This is a genomic window from Arenibacter sp. S6351L (genome assembly GCF_023016025.1).
Lineage (GTDB): Bacteria > Bacteroidota > Bacteroidia > Flavobacteriales > Flavobacteriaceae > Arenibacter > Arenibacter algicola_B.
On sequence record NZ_JALKBB010000033.1, the window covers coordinates 11,513 to 33,065 of the forward strand.

The 21,553-nt window shown below is 41.7% G+C and carries 11 protein-coding genes and 1 tRNA gene; 5 read left to right on the plus strand and 7 right to left on the minus strand.

The window, feature by feature from the left end; genetic code table 11:
• From MWU82_RS20685 to MWU82_RS20705, 5 genes are all read right to left on the minus strand, one after another.
• Positions 1–1,566, minus strand: a complete 1,566-nt coding sequence (locus MWU82_RS20685; RefSeq protein WP_247097761.1) for a glycoside hydrolase family 3 protein — start codon at positions 1,564–1,566, stop codon at positions 1–3.
• Positions 1,556–2,830 carry an MFS transporter gene (locus tag MWU82_RS20690; protein ID WP_215947075.1) on the minus strand — a complete coding sequence of 425 codons (1,275 nt, stop codon included), beginning with the start codon at positions 2,828–2,830 and terminating at the stop codon, positions 1,556–1,558. Before MWU82_RS20690 ends, MWU82_RS20685 begins: the two co-directional genes overlap by 11 nt.
• A 71-nt stretch (positions 2,831–2,901) precedes the next feature.
• A complete protein-coding gene (locus MWU82_RS20695; RefSeq protein WP_247097762.1) occupies positions 2,902–4,413 on the minus strand; it encodes a family 10 glycosylhydrolase in 1,512 nt (503 codons plus the stop codon).
• Between the two features lie 81 nt (positions 4,414–4,494).
• Complete coding sequence (locus MWU82_RS20700; RefSeq protein ID WP_215947077.1) at positions 4,495–5,838, minus strand: hypothetical protein; 1,344 nt, start codon at positions 5,836–5,838, stop codon at positions 4,495–4,497.
• Between the two features lie 17 nt (positions 5,839–5,855).
• The gene (locus MWU82_RS20705; protein ID WP_247097763.1) at positions 5,856–8,765 is read right to left on the minus strand and encodes a SusC/RagA family TonB-linked outer membrane protein; all 2,910 of its coding nucleotides are present in this window, start codon (positions 8,763–8,765) and stop codon (positions 5,856–5,858) included.
• A gap of 258 nt (positions 8,766–9,023) precedes the next feature.
• On the opposite strand from MWU82_RS20705, the gene MWU82_RS20710 reads away from it, so the two are divergent.
• Positions 9,024–9,773: a DeoR/GlpR family DNA-binding transcription regulator gene (locus MWU82_RS20710; protein WP_247097764.1), complete on the plus strand. Its 750-nt coding sequence runs from the start codon at positions 9,024–9,026 to the stop codon at positions 9,771–9,773.
• A 292-nt stretch (positions 9,774–10,065) separates the two neighbouring features.
• Complete coding sequence (locus tag MWU82_RS20715) at positions 10,066–10,881, plus strand: N-acetylmuramic acid 6-phosphate etherase (RefSeq protein ID WP_215947080.1); 816 nt, start codon at positions 10,066–10,068, stop codon at positions 10,879–10,881.
• 1 nt (position 10,882) lies between these two features.
• Here the strand turns inward: MWU82_RS20715 and MWU82_RS20720 are convergent, their stop codons facing one another.
• Positions 10,883–11,287 carry a cytochrome c gene (locus MWU82_RS20720; RefSeq protein ID WP_215947081.1) on the minus strand — a complete coding sequence of 135 codons (405 nt, stop codon included), beginning with the start codon at positions 11,285–11,287 and terminating at the stop codon, positions 10,883–10,885.
• A gap of 40 nt (positions 11,288–11,327) precedes the next feature.
• On the minus strand, positions 11,328–12,449 hold the full coding sequence (locus tag MWU82_RS20725; protein WP_247097765.1) for a PQQ-dependent sugar dehydrogenase: 1,122 nt from the start codon (positions 12,447–12,449) through the stop codon (positions 11,328–11,330).
• A gap of 134 nt (positions 12,450–12,583) precedes the next feature.
• On the opposite strand from MWU82_RS20725, the gene MWU82_RS20730 reads away from it, so the two are divergent.
• From MWU82_RS20730 to MWU82_RS20740, 3 genes are all read left to right on the plus strand, one after another.
• The gene (locus tag MWU82_RS20730; protein ID WP_247097766.1) at positions 12,584–21,025 is read left to right on the plus strand and encodes a T9SS type B sorting domain-containing protein; all 8,442 of its coding nucleotides are present in this window, start codon (positions 12,584–12,586) and stop codon (positions 21,023–21,025) included.
• A 169-nt stretch (positions 21,026–21,194) separates the two neighbouring features.
• Positions 21,195–21,422 carry a GIY-YIG nuclease family protein gene (locus MWU82_RS20735; protein ID WP_348647005.1) on the plus strand — a complete coding sequence of 76 codons (228 nt, stop codon included), beginning with the start codon at positions 21,195–21,197 and terminating at the stop codon, positions 21,420–21,422.
• A tRNA-Pro gene (locus MWU82_RS20740) sits at positions 21,413–21,487 on the plus strand. Before MWU82_RS20735 ends, MWU82_RS20740 begins: the two co-directional genes overlap by 10 nt.
• The last annotated feature ends 66 nt before the right edge of the window (positions 21,488–21,553 follow it).

Sequence of the window (21,553 nt, forward strand, 5' to 3'; positions counted from 1 at the left end):
TTAAATTTCTCTTAAATTAATTGTAACTGGCAATATCCCTTTTGCTATAATTTCGCCTGAGAAATGGGTCAAGGCATTATCTTGAAACTCTTTAAAATTTTGATATCCCACAACCACTGCTTTGGCATCCTTATAATTAATTAGGTTTAGTACATATGGGTTTCCAAACACATATAGAACAACCTTCTTTGTTCTTAGTAAGTGCTGCAGCTGTTTTAGCTCCTCAGTTTTGAGATCAAAATTATTTTGCGGTTTAACTTTTGGCGGATAAAGGGCTATTAAGATATTATCCTCATTTTTTGGTCCTTTAGCGGCAATCTTGGAGGCAGCTTCCGCAAAGGTTTTATTAATGGCTTCCCCTAAGGAGAGACAAGTAAAGCCTTCTCCTTTAAAGTCGCTAAGAATTTTATCGGTACCCGTCAACAAGGTAAGACTTTCCTTAGCCAATTGTTTGTTTAAATTGGAGGTTTCCCCTTGCTCCGTGTTTGATAAGGTATAGGAAGCAAAGGCTTGTTCCTTTAATTTCCACACCCGTTTAAAACGTTCTTCTATTTCACTAGGATCTGCATTATCCATTATTTGTAGAATTCCTTCTTCTGTGTTCTCTGCAAAACAAAGGATATCGTTGCCGGCATCAAAGGCACGCCATTCCAGTTCCCCTTTTTTGGGAAACATTTTGCTTACGCTATGCATGTTCAAGGCATCGGATATAACCACGCCATTAAAATTAAGTTCTTGTCGCAGGAGACCTTTAATGATGGTGCTGGAAATCGTTGCTGGAGTACCCTCGCCATTGTCCAAAGAGGGTATGGATAAATGTCCCACCATAACGCTATCCACTCCATTTTTAATGGTTTCCCTAAAGGGATAAAGTTCGTTTGCCATAAGGGCCTCCTTGGATTTATTAATTATCGGTAATCCAAGATGGGAATCCGTAGCCGTATCGCCGTGGCCGGGAAAATGTTTGATGCAGCTTAAAACACCAACACTTTGGGTACCTTTGATAAAGGCCATGGCTTTTTGGGTGACATTCAATTTATCCTCCCCAAAGGATCTGTAGCCAATTACGGGATTGTTGGGGTTGTTGTTAATGTCCACTACAGGTGCCAAATTCCAATGAATTCCAGCCTTTCTGCAATCCATAGCTATTTGTTGTCCTACCTTAAAAATTAATTCGTCATTATCTTGAATGGCCCCTAGCGTTATGGCATAAGGATATTGGGGTGTATTTTCTATGCGCATGGCCAATCCCCATTCTGCATCAATACTTATTAGCAGTGGATATTTTGCTGCATTTTGGTATCGAAGGATAAGGTTCTTGAGAGTGGTTAAGCTTTGTTCATTATAAACAATTTTCTTTTTTCCTTCAAAATTGGTCGCAGCGCTAGCCCTGCTGTGAAAGAAACAAAGGCCGCCTACATGTTGTTTGGAAATAAGGCTTTCCAATTCCTGAATCTCTTCTTCACTATCATTGATGAAGGCGGCAGGCATAAACAATTGACCAACTTTCTCGCTCAGGGCAAGCTGGGTTGCAGCTGTGTTATAGGGTGTAATTTTAAACATCATCGGTATTGGTTTTTTTACCGTAATCGGCGGGATATTTAATAAATTTTAAAAGGAAGAGTGCAGGTAGGGCGGCAATGACCACCCAAACAAAAAAACCTCCATATCCAAGCCATTCCTGTATATAGCCACTTGCCATACCCGGTAGCATCATTCCCAAAGCCATAAATCCGGTGGCGATGGCATAGTGCGAGGTTTTTGAAATTCCCTCGGCAATATAGATCAGGAAGATTAGAAAGGCGGCAAATCCAAAGCCATAACCAAACTGTTCCAAAACCACTGTTGCCACAACAGCGACTATGCTAGTGGTTTTTGTCAAGGCCAAAAAGGCGTACATGGCATTGGGTAGATTTAGGGACAGTACCATGGGCAGCATCCATTTTTTTAATCCATCCTTGGAAATAAGGATACCACCAAGTATTCCTCCCAAGGATAACATAATTACTCCCACTGTTCCGTAAATGGTCCCTACGGCCTCGGTGGAATATTCCAATCCGCCCGCTGAGGTTTTGTCCAACAAAAAGGGTGCGGCCATTTTTACCAACTGGGATTCTCCGAGTCGATAACTTAAAATAAAGGCCAAGGCAATTCCAATATTGGGCTTCTTAAAAAAGGAAATAAATACATCCAAAAATCCCTCAGGTTTTACTTGGACAATGGCTTCGGATGTTTCATATTTTGGAGTGACAAAAAAGTTGGCAATGGTCAATGCCAACATTAAAATGGCAGCGGCGATCATGGTAACGGACCATGCCTTTGTGTTGTCTCCATAATAGTTTTCCAGAAATCCTGCGAGGATAACAATGAGTCCCTGACCGGTGATCATGGCCAGGCGATAAAAGGTACTGCGCATACCTACAAAGAAGGCCTGTTTTTTTTCCGTTAGGCCCAACATGTAATATCCGTCCGATGCAATATCGTTGGTTGCGGAAGCAAAAGCCGCCATCCAAAAACAGGCCAAAGTAGTAGTAAAAAATATGGATGTCGGAACGGTTAATCCCACTCCCAAGATGGCAAGGGAAATTATTAGCTGCATGCTCAAAAACCATTTTCGTTTGGTGCCATTGAGGTCCACAAACGGACTCCAAAGGGGTTTTAATACCCATGGAAGGTACAGCCAGCTGGTGTATAAACCGATATCTGAGTTGCTGATACCCAGTTTTTTATACATTATTACCGAAACTGTAACTACAAGTACGTATGGAATGCCTTGTGTGAAGTATAAAACAGGAACCCATGCCCATGCCCACTTGTCTTTTTGAATCATTTTGTTGGATTTTTATTTTCTAAAATTGATTTTATTTTGTTGTTCATGAAGATATTAAATCTTCTTTGACTTTAATTTATTCTGATGATTTTGGGTTTACTTTCCTGTCCAAAATTATTTATAAAAGTTAAGGCCAAAAGTTTTTTTCCTTTGAATCCCGAACTGTCAAAACTAAAATTACCAGAGTCCGAAAGTGGTATTTTTGCCACTAATCTATCCGTGTTTTCCAGACTTAATTTTGATTCTTTTTTGGCTACATATATCAAAGCGTATCTTAAATTTTGTCTTTCCTTGGATGGTATATTGAAATGTATAAGTCCATCTTTTTCTTCAAACTCTGTTTCAATAATTTCAGTGTGAAATGCATTTTTTTGAAGGGGCGAGGAAGGGGGCAAAGCAATATTGTTGTAGTATTTTTTCTTCAATATTTTGAGCACATCTTCCTTGTCGGACATCAGGGATTTGGCACTGAAAAACACATTGCCGATTACATTTTTATTTTCCCTGGCAAATCTTAATTGGTTGGGAAGTTCTTTTTTCTTGTCCCATGCTTTGTCACTATTGTTTCTTATTTTGTATGGTCCGTTGCCAATATATAGGTTGGTGTTATCACTGTTCTTGGACCACCAGTCCACTATTTTTTTATGGGATGCCACGGGTAGATCCATGCTCCAATATACCTGGGGTACCAAATAGTCTATCCAACCCATTTTCATCCATAGCAACGGATCGGCGTACAGGTCCTCATAGGTGGTCTGACCAGCTTTGGTGTCCGATCCACGTGGGTCGGTGGAGTTGTTTTTCCACACTCCGAACGGACTGATGCCGAACTGTACCCAAGGCTTTTTGTTTTTTATGGTTTTATGTACTTTTTTTACAAGACTGTCTATGTTGCTTCTTCTCCAATCTTCCAAGGATTGTTGTGGTTGGGCGTATTTGGAATAGGTTTCCGTATCCTCAAAAGTTTCATCCGTTATTTTATAGGGGTAAAAATAATCGTCAAAGTGAACGGCATCTACATCGTAATTGGCAACTACTTCTCCCATTATGTTTGTTAAATGCTGTTGTACTTCCGGTAATCCTGGATTGTAATAGTATTTTTTTCCGTATTTCAGCATCCAATCTGGATGTAGGTTGTAATCATGGTCCTTACTTAAGATTTCCAGTTTTTCGTCAAACGTGGCCCGGTAGGGGTTAAGCCATGCGTGAAACTCCATTCCTCTGGCGTGAGCTTCCTGTATCATCCACTGTAATGGGTCGTAATAGGGTTCTGGGGCAACGCCCTCATTACCGGTCAAAAATCTTGACCAGGGTGCGTACTGGGATGGATAAAAGGCATCCCCAGCGGCCCTAATCTGTACAATTACGGCATTAAAATTTAAATCATTATAAAAATCAAGGATTTTCAGATAGTCCTGTTTCTGTTTTTCAATATCATCGAGGCCGCTTTTAGGCCAGTCTATATTGACTACGGTGGCTATCCAGACTCCTCTAAATTCATGTTTCGGTGTTGGTATGGCGGGCTTGAATACCGAGCAGGAGGTAAGTGCCAATGCGAATAAAACGGCAATTCTTTTGAACATATGCAAAATTGAGTGTTGAAATAAAAGGCCTAGCATTTAAACATAAATGTAGGCCTTTTGTAATCTAAAACAATATTTCCTTTAAATTGATGGGTCGGCGGGAGTATTGCTGTTGTTGTCCCTTTCAGTGTTTGGATAAGGATAAAAGTTTCTATTTCTTTCATCTGTAAATACCTTGGCACTTGTGCTGGGCTCAGGTCGTTCAAACCTTCTACTGTCCTCCAAACTGGTTCCTGTTAAGAACAGCTCCAACCTGCGGTTAAGGTATACCTCGTCCAACAAAGCGTCAACTGAGGTGTCACCGGAATAAGCCGAAATATTGGCATTTAGGCCAAAGGCATCATCATTATCCGTTCTAACGTTGTTTATGGCCGTTACTGCAGCTGTAATATCAACTGAAGTTTTTCTAAGATTGGCCTCGGCAATAATCAGGTTCATTTCGTCCGGTAGATAAACAGGAATGGATTCCGTGCCGCTTTCCTCATCAAAGAATCCGGCAAGGTCCTCTATTGGTAACTGATTTATGTTCAGTTCGTCCAAAGGAACCAAATAGAAATCAATACGACCATCTGCGGGGTCTATTGAAAATGAAGCTGGCAAGCCAAAATTGTCCCTAGGTTTGAAATTGGGAACCCCATTTTGAAAAACCCTGCTCCAGACTGGATTTAAATTCTGAGAATCATAGGTGAAGACGGAAGTAGAAGATTGGTCTACCGAGCCCGCCGCTGAAATTGCAGCATCATAATTCCCGGCAAATAAATTGTATCTGGCCGACATTGCTTGTAGGGTGTTTTCCAAATCTATGTTTCCTCTCAAAATCTCTGAACTGAACTCGTCCGATATTGGGTTTGCCGAAATTAAGTTTTGAGCCTCATTGAGCAGGGCAACTGCGGTATTGTATGCCTCTGTTCTGGATACGAAGGCTGCATCCCCATCTTGGCTGATTGCAACAATTACTTGTTCGTAGTTCTGTGCCATACTTCCTATGGCCATTGCCTTGAATAAATTGGCGTAGGCAACCAGTCCACTTTTGGTTCCGTCATTGATGTTCAGGTCAGGCGCATTTTTTGCAATATCTTCTGAAATCGACATTACCCGAAGCATAGTAGACCAGAGTCCGACTATATTGGAGGTAGAGTTTGGAATGTCCCCACCGTCCTCAAGATCTATCATATTCTGAAAGGTAGTGGTAATACCAGCCTCTCTCGTGGTAACCGCTGGTGTTTCTACGATCCACCTCAGACCGGTAGTGGAATACAATTGTTGCATACCTATGGTTGCTGCCAATATGCCTTCCCTGGAAGAAAAAACCTGGGCGTCCGTAGCGGCATTAGGATTGTCAAAATCGGTTTCGCAAGATGATACCGCCAAGACGGTCATCAATAGTGCAATAGCCTTTATATTAAAATTTAGATATTTTTTCATCGTTGTTATTTTTAAGTTTAGAAACTAACATTTATTCCAAATTGATAGGTTTTTGGGATTGGAACTGTAGCAAAATCAAATCCTCTTACCCCATTGCTTTGCCCAGCGGCACTTACTTCAGGATCCCATCCGGAATAATTGTCCCATGAAACCAGGTTTCTACCTACCAAACTCAATGCTACGTTGTCTATAAAATCCCATTTAGGTGCAAAGTTATAGCTAAGGCTTACTTCCCTTAATTTAACGAAAGATCCATCTTCCACAAACTCTTCAAATATATTCGCCTGTGCTCCTCCGTAACCCTTGGGAAGGTTCCCCAACAATTCTTGACCTACATTATATCCACCGCCAAATAAAACATTGTCCAATAGCCTACGGTTCCAGTTGAATACTTCGTAACCCTGAACCGCATCAAATTGTACTCTTAAAGAGAAATTCTTATAGGAAACTTCGTTGATCAAGGATCCGAACCAATCTGGATTTGGGTCTCCCAATACTTTGGATGATTCACCATCCTCTGTAGTTCCCCTGTATGGATATCCATCTGCGTCCAAGGCGATGCTGCCATCTTCGTTTCTAGCATAAAATTCTCTGTAAAAGACACCTAACGATTCACCTTCTATAACATAGTTGGTAGAGAAACTTCCATCTAGGGTTAGTCGGCCACCTCCGGCGACATTGGTAACCTCATTCTTGTTTTTGGAGAAAGAGGCGGTTACGTCCCATGAAAAGTTTTCATTTTTTATAGGTGCGGCCCTAAGCAGTATTTCAATCCCTTTATTCTCCAGGTTTCCTACGTTTTCGAATCTAGAGCTGAAACCGGTTGATGGGGCCAATACCCTTGGTAGCAATAGATCTGTTACCTTTTGATGGTAGTATGAGAATTCCAAGCCTAACCTGTTGTTGATAAAACCGGCGTCAAAACCTAATTCAATTTCATCCTGTCTTTCTGGTTTTAGGTTTTCATTTCCTTGAGCGGTAGATGGTATAAGGCTTACCGCACCACCAATGGCAGAAGGAGAATATACAGAAAATCTATCAAAGGCACCCAATGCTGTAAGGTTACCGGCCTGTCCCCATGAGGTCCTTAATTTGAAGGAGTTAAAAGTGTCTGAAAAGGCATCTTTCCAAAAATCCTCATCGGATAGAACATAGGAGGCACTGGCCTTGAAATAAAGTTGATTGCGTTCATCCTTGCCAAAGGTTGAAGCTCCGTCCATTCTTACTGCTCCATTTATATAAAATTTGTCCATAAAGGAAAAGGACTGTTGTAGAAAGGCTCCCCAATATGATATTTGGGATCTAGTCTCGCCTTGCTCCAATAAACTACCTCCTGTGGCAGTTTGCACTACGGGAGGAAGTCCGGTTGCACTTATTCCAACCCTATCCCTCTCTTCGTATTGCCAAGAACCTCCTGCTGTTGTAATGGAGTTTACACTATCTGAAATATCGGTCCTATAGGTTATATTAAGATCGCTATTGTATTGAAAACTGTTTAAATCAGATCTTCTGGCAAATCCGTCAGGAAGTGTAGAGGTGTTATTAATAGGGATAAAAGCAAATGCGGATTGGTTGTAATAATCCATTCCCAAGGTATATTTTGCCGAAAGGTGTTCGTTAAATTTTCCATCCAAGGCAATGCTGGTGATGAAACGATTGGTTTTTTGTCCAAAATCAAATCGGTCTACAGCCTCTAAAGGGTTGGTCCTAGCTACTAAAGGAGAGGTTACTGGGTAAACTCCTGAAGCATCAGGGGTGGGATCTATAGAATTATCGCTGAACAAGAACCCTGTAATGGATCCATAAGCAGAATTGATCCCTCCATTGGGAACGTCGTTACTTATACTTCTCACGTAGTTGAAGCCTCCTGTAATATCCAACCAATCAAATGCCTTTTGGGTAATATTGGCTTTAAATCCATAACGTTTAAAGTCGGTATTCTTTACAATACCTTCATTATCCAAATGTGAGGCCGAAAGGAAATAGGAAGTCTTCTCATTTCCTCCATTTACCGAAAAGTAATTCTCCAAGCCGAAACCGGTGTCGAATATAACATCCTGTAAATCATATCGCTCTGCTGCAACGGTAGCCAAATTGTTTCTGTCAGTGGCTACTTCCCAAGCTAGGGGAACTGTATTGTAATCGATTTTTTTTCTAAGCTCGTTAAGCTTGGTATTCGTCATAAAGGTAAACTTGGGTTCTCCACTCTTTCCCTTTTTTGTGAAAATTTGAACAACCCCGTTACTGGCCCTGGATCCGTAGATTGCCGCTGCCGCTGCACCTTTTATTATTTCTATTTTTTCAATATCGTTGGGGTTTAGGTCGGCCAGCCTGTTCTGGGAGTTACCACCCAAATCTATCAGTTCGTTACTAGAGTTGCTAATAATGATCCCATCTACAATATAAAGTGGGTCAGAACTACCGGCAATAGTGCTAGGACCTCTAAGTCTTATGCTGATACCACCTGCAGGATCTCCAGAATTTTGTGATACTAAGGCGCCAGAAACTTTCCCGGCAATGGCCTGGTCTACCTGGGTAGCACCGTTATTGGTCAAATCTTCCGATTTTACAGAGGATATGGCGTTTCCTAAGGATCTTTTATTGGCTCCTGTCCCTGTACCGGTGACCACCACTTCGTCCAGGCTTAGAAGGTCTTCCGCAAGAACAATATCCTGTGTGATATCTCCGCCCGAAGCAGTGAAGGATATTTTTTGAGTGCTAAATCCAAGATAGCTTGCGGTAAGGACGTATTCCCCGTTTTCCAGGGCAGCTTTAAAGCTGTAGTTTCCATCGAAATCCGAAACAGCACCAAAAGAGGTATTTGCAATAAATACAGAAGCCCCAGCTACGGGAATTCCGGAACCACTTTCAGTAATGTTTCCGCTGATTGTAATTGGGGACTGTTGCCCAAATACGTTTGTACTCATTACCAGCAGTAGCCATAAGAATAAATGGCTTGGTAACTTTCCCCTAATTGTTTGAAATTTTTTCATCGGCTTTTAGAGTTAATTTTTAGTAAATTAAATTAGAAATTGAATAATTGATGTTTTCAAAAATATGCAAAAAACTGCAACATTTGCAATAATTTGCAATATATTGCATTAATTATTATAATAATTAGCTGAATGCGGATTGTTTGCCGTTTTTTGCTAATATTGACCATATTCTGTTAATATGATGATTTTATGTTGAAAGCCGAGAGACAACAAGTAATCTTAAACGAGGTTAGAATCCATAATAGGGTCTTGTATACGGATGTTGCCGAACTTTTGAGTGTTTCGGTAGACACCATACGCCGTGATATCAAGGAGCTCAGTGCTGCCAAAAAATTAAAGAAGGTGCATGGCGGTGCCATTTCTTTAGGGTTCAACAATTACCATGTGGAAAATCAGGAGATCTACGCTCTTGAGAATAAGTCCCAGATTGCCAGAAAGGCAATAACCTTGATAAAGAGTGGACAGGTTATACTATTAAGTGGAGGAACCACCAATATGGAAATTGCCCGGATGATTCCACCCAATTTAAAAATTACCTGTTTTACACCTAGTTTGCCGGTTGCTGTTCAATTAATGGCCAAATCGGATGTAGAAGTGATATTGGTAGGTGGAAAATTATCCAAGGACTCCCAAATTGCCATTGGGGGTTGTGCCATAAACATGTTAAATGACATAAAGGTGGATATCTGCTTTTTAGGCATCAACTCCATCGATGTGAAAAATGGAGTAACCGACTTTGATTGGGATATTGTACAAATAAAAAAAGCGATGATAAATGCTTCCAAAAAAATTGTGGCCCCGTCAATTTCCGAGAAATTATATTCCACACAGCGGTTTAAAATATGTGATTTGGACACTATAGATGTTTTAATTACCGAACTGGAACCAGAGGATGATAAATTAAAGGATTTTAGGGAAGTTAAAATAAACTTGCTATAGCGCTATTTATATGTTACTACAGTGTAATTTTTTAAATTGACTCTACTTTTTTAATAACCGCTGCTGGATTAGGACAATGTGAAAAACTAAAATTTCCTAAGTTTGCCATTATTCCAGTAGTATACTTTGATTTGTAAAACAGATATTGGTTCAATTAATAAAATATTTCCATAAGAATAATAGAAGTAAAAGCTTGATTTTTGAAATAGCTGACATAACGAATCCTATTTAGTGGAATCTCTTAACCTAATCCATATAAAATTCTATTTAAATTAAATACCAACCATAAAATATGCAAGATTATAAAAAGATAACCGAATTGCCATCAAGATATAATGACCTGGAATTGATGGATACCGCAACAATCCTTACTAATATGAATAAGGAGGACCAGTTGATTGCCGATGCAGTAGCCTTGGTTATCCCGGAAGTGACCAAATTGGTGGATGCCCTGAAAGAAAGATTCGACAAAGGGGGCAGGCTATTTTATATAGGCGCGGGAACCAGCGGCCGATTGGGTATTTTGGATGCCTCGGAAATTCCTCCCACTTTTGGGTTGTCCCACGATCATGTCATTGGATTGATCGCAGGTGGGGATACAGCGATTAGAAAGGCTGTTGAAAATGCCGAGGATGATACCGTTCAGGCTTGGAAGGATTTGGAAGCTTTTGAAATAACAAAGAACGATACTGTGGTTGGGATAGCGGCATCGGGCACTACACCATATGTTATTGGCGGGGTAAAGGAGGCGGCGGCGCATGGATTGTTGACGGCATGTATTACCAATAATCCGGGTTCTCCCTTGACCCAAGCCGTGGAGATTCCTATTGCAGTAAATGTGGGGCCGGAATTTCTTACGGGAAGTACACGAATGAAAAGTGGAACATCACAAAAACTGGTGCTCAATATGATTTCCACGGCCTTAATGATCAGGATTGGTAGGGTGAAGGGCAATAAAATGGTAAATATGCAGCTTACCAACGAAAAGTTGGTAGATCGCGGAACCCGATATTTAGTGGAGGAGTTAAAAATTGATTATACCGAGGCCGAAAAATTATTAAAGAAATACGGTTCTGTAAAGAATGCCATAGATGCCACTAAGGGCTAAACTATTTATTGACATTCATAGAAACCTCTTCCGGGGTTACTATGGAGTCGCTTTTATTGCCCCAGGAGTTTAGGATATAGTTCATTACATCTGCAATTTCCTCATCTTCCAATCCCATAGGGGGCATAATGTTGTTATAGGCCACCCCGTTGACCAAAATATAGCCCTGTTGGCCATATTTTACGCCCCTTATGCTTTCCTCTCTTTTGTTCAATAAAAAATCTGAATTGGCCAATGGAGGGAACGTTTTTTCAACGCCCTCCCCATTCGCCATGTGGCAGTTTATGCAGAAGTCCGAATAAATATCAGCACCTCTATTGATACTTTCTTCCAATTCCTTGTCCTGGAACAAAAATAAGGTCAATAATACAATGGATGATATATAGGTTAAAAGCAGGAGCTTCATATATTATTTTTTAAGATGGTGATACGTATTTTAAGGAGTTTTATTTCTTGGGTACCAGTTTATAGATTCCCTTGCCTTCCACTGCCACATAAATAAAACCGTCCGGGGCTTGTCTTACGTCTCGCACACGTCCCAAGTCTGGAATTAATTTCTCCCTATAAACAACCTTGTTGCCCTTTAGTTCCAGTCTTTCCAAATATTGAAATTTCAAAGAGCCTATTAATAAATTACCCTTCCATTCCGGGTATTTGTCCGAAGTTACAAATGCCATTCCACTTGGAGCAATGGAAGGAACCCAGTAATGTATTGGTTGTTCCATACCTTCCATTTCGGTCTTGTCCGTAATGGGGGTACCGCTGTAATTGATACCGTAGGTAATTACCGGCCAACCATAATTCTTTCCTTTTTCAATAATGTTTATTTCATCCCCGCCCTGTGGTCCATGTTCGTTATCCCAGATTTCACCGGTCATTGGGTTTTTAACCAAGCCTTGCGGATTTCTATGTCCATAACTATATATAGCAGTTTTTGCCCCTTCGGTGTTTACAAAAGGATTGTCTGAGGGAATACTTCCGTCCGCGTTTAAACGATATATTTTGCCGCCATCCCTGGTAATATCCTGGGGATTAACGTCCCGGTCTCCACGTTCTCCAATGGAAAAGAATAGATAACCGTTATCATCAAAGGCGATTCTTGAGCCAAAATGCTGACCTTTGGTGGTGTTGGGAGTGGCCTTGTATAATAATTGGGTGTCCGTAAGGCTGTTGTTATTCAACTTTGCTCTGATAATAGCTGTGTTTCCACCCTTATCATCACCTTCTTCGGATGCATAGGATATATAGATCCATCCATTATTGGCGTAATCCGGATGCAGGACAATATCTAAAAGACCGCCTTGACCTCTGTTGTAAACTGTTGGTGAATTACTTACTTCTATTTTTTTGCCATCCTTATAATGGATCAATTGACCTGTCTTTTCCGTGATGAGCATACTGCCATCGGGAAGAAAGGTAAATCCCCAAGGTATTTGTAGTTCATCGATTATTAGCTCTGCGGTGAATGGTGGGTTTTCTATGTTATTAACCTCATTTTCAGTTTGTTGTGCGCAAGATAAATTCAAAGACATTATGGCGATGAATATAATTGAGATACTATTTTTCATAATTCAACGTTAAATAATTATTAATGTAGCTTAGAACGCTAAAGATAAATATAAAATATAAGCAAAACTATTACACCAAAAATATACTTAGACCTCCCCAAGTCCAATTATATTTTGTAAAACCTACTTAACCTATGCTCCCGAAAAAACCACGGTATATTTATTATGCCCTACTTCTGCTAGCGCTAAGCATTGTGTTTAGTGCCTCGAAGGCAAACTCAATAGTTTATGAGCTTATAGCGGATGTTTCATCTGCGGTCGAAAATATAAATGCGGCAGAGATTGCTCTTGAACAAGCCCAGGAGAATGACTTTCTGGCGAGTTCCATAATTAATACCAACGAAGAGGTTGCAATTGATGTTACTTCCAGTCCAATGATGTTTGCAACCATCATCAACGGTGCCAATGAACAGGTGACCTGTACCAACGATGGTAGTACCCTGGCCAAATTTTTCCTATGTGGAACCGGAGATGATAGAACTATTTCAGTAAGCGGATCTGGCACCATTACTTGGCAGAAGCTTTCGTCTAGCTGTGTTTTTGTAGGAACCGACACCTGTCCCGTAAAGGATAATAGTTGTTATGGGCCAGCAGTAACAAGTGCAACTTATTTCCTTGATGCCAGTGATCCCTCCGTTGCGGGGGAATATCGCGTTAGGGTGGGGTCAGGGGCCTTTTATTACTTTAGGGTTTCTTCAAACCCATTGAACCCCCAACTTAGTACCCAGAATATTATTTGTGGTAATCCGGGCAGGGTAGAGGTTACCAATGTACCTGCTGGCTACGAATACAGTCTTAATTCTGCAGCAGGTCCTTATCAGGACAATCCATATTTCGATATATTTACTCCTGGTGATTATCAGGTGTATACGAGGTTAAAGAATGCTTCCCCAAGTGCCTGTGTTTTCCCATCCCAAACCGTAACCATTAGTGCAGTGGACATGAGTGTGGCGGTTTCCATGGTAGATATCATCTGTAGTGGTGATAAGGGTAGCATAAGTATCAACATTTCGGGAGTACCCGGATTTTACAGCTATAGGTTAATTAGAAACGGTGTTACTATGAACACCTTTGGTCCTAATGGGTCCAACACACATACCTTTAATAATCTTGGGGCCGGTACCTATTCGGTATCTGTTCAGGCAGGCAGCAGTTGTACCCAAACCATTAGTACTATTAATGGTAATCCAATTACCATAGGTGCAGGACTTGTTCCTGTAGATGCTACTGCATTTGCGACCGATAGTTTTGGTTGTGGTGCCACATCCGTAGATATCACCATTGATGCAAGCGGGGGTACTGGACCATATCAATATAACGTAAATGGAGGTGCCTTCGGGGGGAGTTTCGCAAATTCCACCACACATACGGTGAGTAGTCCCGGTACCTATAATATAGTGGTAAGGGATGCCAATGGATGTACCAAAAATGCGGCGGTAGATGTGGAGAATATTCCACCCCCAGTCTACAATATCAGTTCTGTGGATGCCAATTGCGGGGGGTCCAACAACGGAAGCATTACCGTAAATGTCACCAATAGTAATGGTTATAATCTAGAGTACAGTATTAATAATGGAGGTACCTTCCAGAACAGTAATGTTTTTTCCAATTTGGCACCTGGGAATTATAACGTAGTAATAAGGTATCAACAAGATACTTTTTCATGTACCACTCCAGCGGTTAGTAGAACCATCGGTACTCCTTCTACGATTTTAGGAAATGCCAATGCTACCCAAACCCCAACTTGTTTAAATGAAAGTGGGGGGCAGATTACCTTTTCGGGAGTTAGTGGAGGTGTAGGACCATATGAATATAGTATTGGATCTGGCTTCATCCTCAACAATACGGTCTTTAATGGAATTTCCGCAGGTACTTATTCCCCTCAGATACGGGATGCCAATGGTTGTGTTTCTACCTTACCTGCCATTGTTTTTAGTCCGTTGAATAAACCTACAGATATCGATTTTACGGTATCCAGTATAGATTGTGCCACTGGTACAGCATCCGTTTCCTTAGCGGTAACAGGAGGTGCGGCCATAAGTACCTATGAAATTATAGCCCCAACCAGTGTAAATAATGGTGGATCCAATACCTTCACCGGCTTAGGTCTTGGTAGTTATACCTTTAGGGTAACCGATTCTGCCGGTTGTAATTATACAGAAAGTTTTGCCATAACCGATATTAGTTCTATTGGGGTTGCTAGTCAGTTGTTGACCAATGTAACCTGTTTTGGGGATAGCGATGGGGCCGGCCGCTTTATAGTGGACGGATTTAACGGTACTTATAGGTATCAAATAGATGCAAATCCTGTTGTAACCGGGCAGACTTCCAGTATAGTTTCTGTAGGTGGACTAAGTGCTGGTTCCTATACCATAACGGTTACGGATGAAGATACCAATTGCGTTGATACGGCAACCCTGACTATTGCTGAACCAACAACCCCTTTGGCTATATCTCCTATATGGACAGATATGAGTTGCCAGAACAACAATAGGGGTGCGGTTAATGGAAATGCTTCCGGAGGATGGGGCGGATTTCAGTATACCCTTACAAGACCAAACGGTACTAGTGTTGGTCCAAGGAGCAATCCTAATTTTACTGGTTTAACCGATGATTCCGGACCATACACAATAACTGTTGAAGATGGAGGTGGTTGTACTGCTTCCGCAAGTTATACTTTTACTCAGCTAACGGCACCTACTTTGGTGGAGGATACTGGAGCTTCGGATTTTTGTTTTGATAGTTCCAATGCCACAACCATGGTGGTCAATGCAAGTGGTGGAGATGGGAATTACGAGTACCGAATAGATAATGGGCCTTGGGTGGCCGGTGGTGCCAGTGCAAGTTTTGGTGGTCTTACCCCTGGCAACCATACCGTTCAGGTTAGGGATGGAAATAACTGTATGGATGATGTTGTTAGAAATATTAGGCCGCAGACCACCTCTACTGTAAGTATACAAAAGGAACTTACCTGTAGCCTTGTACCCGGTGCAGGTGATGCGGATATTAGGGTAAATATTGGTAATGGTAATCCACCCTATGCCAATTATGCGGTGAACATTAATGGAGGGGGATATGGCCTCACTACTCCTATTGCAGGAAGTAGTTTTGTATATACAACCCCAAGCCCAGGTACTTACCAGTTCCAGATTACTGACGGCAATGGATGTGTGGTGGAAACCAATGTGGTTACCATAAGCCCTACTGATGTAATAGCAGCATCGGCTGATGTTACGGAGCCACGTTGTGATGATCCCAATACAGGGGTAGTACGGCTTTTACCGGATACTACTGTGGGGGTTGCACCATATGAATATAGTACAGATGGTTCCACCTATACCAATCAGGCCGTATATGGGAACCTTGCGCCAGGAAACTACACTTATTATGTTAGGGACAGTAGAGGGTGTTATATAGATGTTGATTTTACGGTAGGACCTCCAGATCCGGGAGTGGATGCCACAGTGGTACCCAATGATGCTACCTGTGCCGCGGGAGTAGTTACGGGAAGCATCGATGTTACGGGCAATATCAATGGTGTAGCTCCTTATACCTATACTTTATTGGATGTAAACGGAAACGTGGTCGGTCCAGTTGTAAATACGGCAAGTGACACCCATAGTTTTACCAATTTACCAGAAGGGGAATATACCGTAATTACAAGGGATGCATCCGGTTGTGAAGATAGGGATGCCGTTACCTTGGGGCATACAGGGCTAACAATAACCCCGGTTCCACCACCATTGCCAGCAAGTTGTGATCCTGCTGGGGATGGCTTTACCTATACCGTTAATATTGCTGGTGGTTCGGGAGAGTATGATATAAGAGTGTTGGGCGACCCGTCAGGCTTTTTTAGTATGGCATCTGGAGCTACTTCCCATACCTTTAGTTATGCAACAAATGGAATTATCTACGGAGTAGCTTATACAGTTGAAGTTTATGATAGGGTAACGCTTTGTACCTATCAGCAGGAAATTCCGCCTGTAAGTGGTCCATTGCTTACTTTTATCGCAACAGCTTCTGCGACTTCAGCCTCCTGTGACGTTTCAGGAAACGGAATATTCAATTATGAAGTTGAAGAATATACCGGTACTCAATTGGAAATTATAGTAATCAATGTTACAACTGGTGCTATTGTGGCTCCCGCCACAACTATTGTAGTGCCAGCTTATGTTGCGGGTACTCCTTACACAGGTCAGATAACAAACTTGCCTCCTGGCAACTATCGTGTGCTGGTAGAAGATGTAGCATCGGGCTGTACTACTAGTGCGCAGGCAATTATTGCCCAAGATATACCCTCAATTAACGTTGATAGTAATACCAATGCCAATTGTAATGATCCAAACGGATATTTGGTGATACGGGGAGTTGGGGGAACTGGGCCATACCAATATTCTGTGGTACCCACCACAACACCGGTTGGGGTTTATTCAGGGACTACTGACTATGAGTTGCCTGCGGGAGATTATGATGTATATGTACAGGATGCCAGTGGTTGTAGTTCTTTCACTACGGTGACCATTTTGGAGGATCCAGGAGTTGCGGCACCTACCATTGATGTTACCAATCAATGTTTTGTGGTGGCCTCCTATAATGTGGAGGTTACGAGCCCGGTAAACAGTGGGCCGGCCCCGGAGACTACTTTTCAATACGATATGGGTAGTGGATTTCAGGACAGTCCTTTTTTCACGGTTCCCAATCCAGGTACTTATACCATGACGGTAAGGGATGGTAACGGATGTACTGCTACCAATACTTTTGAGGTGTTTGATTTCTTTTCCATAACCGCCAGTGCAACAGTGGAACCCTCTTGTAATAATGCCGATGGTACCATTACGGTAGTGACTTCGGGAGGTAGTGGGGATTTTGATTATGTCTTGGACGATGGTATAAATCCAACTACTTTTCAAGCTAATAATCCTGTTTTTACAGGACTTGTGCCAGGGAATTACACTATTACCGTAACGGATAGGAGTTCCAATACTACTCCATTATGTGAGGATACCGCGGTTGTGGAAATTATTACGGTGGATCAACCAATAATAGATTCCGTGCTAACCGAAGATATTTCGTGTTTCGGAAGTGCTGACGGCAGTATTTCGGTGGATTTGGTAGCGGCATCCGCTACGGACGGTCCTTTTGTTTATAATTTGTACGATAGTGGCGGTGTTTTGGTAACGAGTCAGGCCGATGCTATTTTCGATAATTTAACTCCTGATAACTATGAGGTTGAGGTAGTGTCCAGCAGAGGGTGTGAATCAGCACTAGTGCCTGCGAATATTATAGAACCTACAGCATTAATGGGGGCGGCAACAGCTCCTCCCTTTACCTGTAATCCGTCCAGCAATACCTTTAATACCACAATAATAACCGCATATGCGGATGACAATGGAGATGGTACGGGTACCCTAACAGGAACAGGACCATATACCTATAGCATCAATGATGGAACAGCTGTATTCGATGGGACCAATTTCCAGAGTAGCAATACCTTTGAGATTATTGATGATGGTGGGCCTCAAACCATAATTGTTACTATAAGGGATAATAATGGTTGCGAAATTACCGATACGGTAAATTTGGCTCCTCCCTCCGGACTAACCTTTAGTTTTAACGAACTTACCCCTATTACCTGCGATGCTTCGGGATCTGGTGTAATGGCTAGTACCGTTGAGATTATTATAGATCAAGGCCCTGGAAACTACGGAGTTGAAATATTGCCGTTAGGATCCCAGCCAGAACGTTTAACCGGTGGGTCGGATAGGCTTATTTGGGACTTGGATACTCCTGGAGACTATATTTTTGCTGTGAGGGATATTGCCAATGGCGGCTGTTTGTTTGTTACTCCTACGTATAATGTACCTGATTACAACCTAATAGAGGCTGTTGTTAATGAGGTGAAACCAGTGACTTGTTTTAACGGAACTGATGGGGAAATAAGTATTGCGCTTAATAATTATACAGGTGTTTATAATTATGAAGTATTTTCCCGTGATGCTTCAGGTGTGGAGACGAGCACAGGAGTTACCGGTAGTTTTGATACGGCCAATCCAATTAATACCCCTGAAATAATTGCAGGAGTGCCTGCTGGTAACTTATTGGTACGTGTAGAGGCAGTCGATAGTCCATTTTGTGATACCGTTAGTAATACAACCACGGTACACGGGCCGGATAGACCTTTGGATCCTACACCAGCTCAAACCGCAGATGTAACCTGTTTTATCCCTGGTAGGGGTGAAATAACGGTTTCAGGTGATGGTGGCTGGGGAGGCTACGAGTATCAATTGGAATTGGAGACAGCTCCGGGGGTATACCTTATCGTTACTTCCTTTTCTACCAATAATGTATTCAGTGATTTAATAAGTGGCACCTATCGTGTTGGTATCCGTGACTCTGGAGGCTGTGTGGTGATGGAAGATTTCATCATTAGTCCACCTGTGCCCATTGCTGCCGATATAAGAATTGTACAGCCATTGCTCTGTCCTGGATCAAATGATGGAATAATTGAAGCTTATAATGTAAGTGGTGGAGAGGATATAAATGGGGATGGTGAAGAGTATCTGTTCCAATTGAATAGGTTGGATACCTCTGGCAATATTTTAAACACAAGTGGTTTACAGGAATCCCCTGTTTTCCCTAACCTGCCTACAGGAAATTATACCATAGTTGTCTATGACGGCTGGGGATGTAGTTTTACGACATTACCAGTTTTTATCCAAGATCCACTTCCGGTGGATGCCGATCTAGTGGAGACTTTGGCACCTGGTTGTGGGGATGAGGGACGTATGGAATTGACTATTGCTAATCCAATTGCTGGAATGGAATATTTCTATCGCAGGTCTGGTACCACGGATCCATTCGTTTCATTTGGAGGAATTGGTGTAATTACGGTTGAGATTATTATACCCAATGTAAATCTTAATCCGGGACCTTACCAATTTGATGTGCAAAATGGCAATGGTTGTCCAGAACAGAAGTCGAATGAAATTAATCTTGACCCAGCTTTACCATTGGTTATAGCCCTTGATCTGGTAGATGCCAATATTAAATGTGCCGGACAACCAACTGGAATTGTGCGATCTGAAGCCTTTGGAGGGGTTGGAAATTATATTTATACATTGGTAAACAATATTCTGGATAGTGGAACTCCTGGTGTTCCCAGAATCCCTGTTGCTGCTGATATAGTGAGGGGGGCTCAAAGTTCTGGTATATTTAGGGATTTGCCACCGGGATCGTATTATGTTTATGCCACTAGTCTGGGCTGTACCGCTATTTCCGGGGAAATTTTGATAACTCCGAAAGACCCATTGATATTGGATCGTTTGGAAATGGTACCTGTTAGTTGTTATGGGGATGTAAATGGTCAGGTTATAATTGAAGCCAGCGGCGGTACAGGAAAAATTAGATTCTCTATTTCAGATACCTTAAGTGAATTTTTTGAAGGTGAAGATCCATTGAATCCAAATTCTTTCACTTTTACGGATTTACCACCTGGTACCTACGAGATAATAGTACAGGACGAGCTGGGATGTAATATTTTACAGGAAGTCACCATTACGGAGCCCGAAGAATTGGTAGTGGCCAACGTGGATACCACCCCGGAAACCTGTATTATGGCTTCCGACGGTTCTGCACAGCTGACCATGATGGGAGGAACACCCTTTGTAGATACCCTAAGCGGTGTGGAATATTATGAAACCAAGATTATTGGACCTAATTCCGTAGGGGACGAAGTTTTTGTTAGAAACGATGCCTTGTTTTTCGATAACTTAATGGGTGGTGAAACTTATGTAGTGTTCATACGTGATTCCATGGGTTGTGAGGCAAACGCGATTGTCCCGATCATGATAGGAGTTGATCTAAGTGCCGAGCCAATTGTTGAATATGGATGTGAAGGAATTTTCCCAAACAGTACGGTTAGGATTCAAATGACCGATTCGAGCTTAATGTCAAGACTTCTATTTTCACTTGATGTGGATGATATGACCTTGGCCAATACCCAAACTGTTTTTGGAGATTTGGCGGCAGGCGATCATACTGTATATATTTATCATGAAAATGGATGTGCCACCTCGGTGGACTTTACTGTGGATGCATATGAACCATTGACCTTGACTGCTATAAAAACTGGTCCAAACGAGGTTACAGCAACGGCTACGGGAGGCTTTGGTGATTACGAATATTTCTTCCAAGGGGATTCTTATGGCGCAGTGAATGTATTTTTATCCAACCAAGATGCCAATGTTACGGTCAGGGTAGTGGATCGCATGGGTTGCGAGGCTACCATTACCATTCCGTTTAAATTTACGGGTATGTTGGTAATCCCCAATTTCTTTACTCCAAATGGGGATAACATGAATGATGAATGGTATCCTGGCAACAGGGATTACTTCCCTAATATAGAAGTTAAGATCTATGACCGATATGGTAGGGTAGTGGCGATTTTGGACCAAGTATCCGGCTGGGACGGTAACTACGATGGTAAGGCCGTACCTTCTGGGGATTATTGGTATGAGGTGAACGCCAATGACGAAGATAAACAACAGTTTATGGGACATTTCACCCTGTATAGATAACAAAATTATTACCTGTATTTTTCCATGAAAAGGGCACTAAAATTATTAGTGCCCTTTTTTATGTGCCATAACTTTTTATTTCGAAGGATTATGCTATATTTGCAGTCCGAAAAAACAGCTATATTTTTTTATTTAAAGTTATTTTTTAGGAAAGTATCAGTTCGTTTATATTTTATATAGCGAGAAACGTTCAAAGTATTACGTAGGTCAGACTACGGATATTGACAAGAGATTGAAAAGACATAACCTCGGGATTGTTCCTTCCACCAAGAGTGGGACCCCTTGGAAATTAGTTTTGCAATTGGAAGTATTATCTCGCTCGGAAGCCTTAATTTTGGAGCGAGGTATAAAGAAAAGAGGAGCAAAACGTTTTATAGATGACCATTTCGGGGTGTAGCGTAGCCCGGTTATCGCGCCGCGTTTGGGACGCGGAGGTCGCAGGTTCGAATCCTGCCACCCCGACGAACCTAGAAATAGGTAGTAGCAAAAACACTGTTAATCAATTGATTTTCAGTGTTTTTTGTTTTC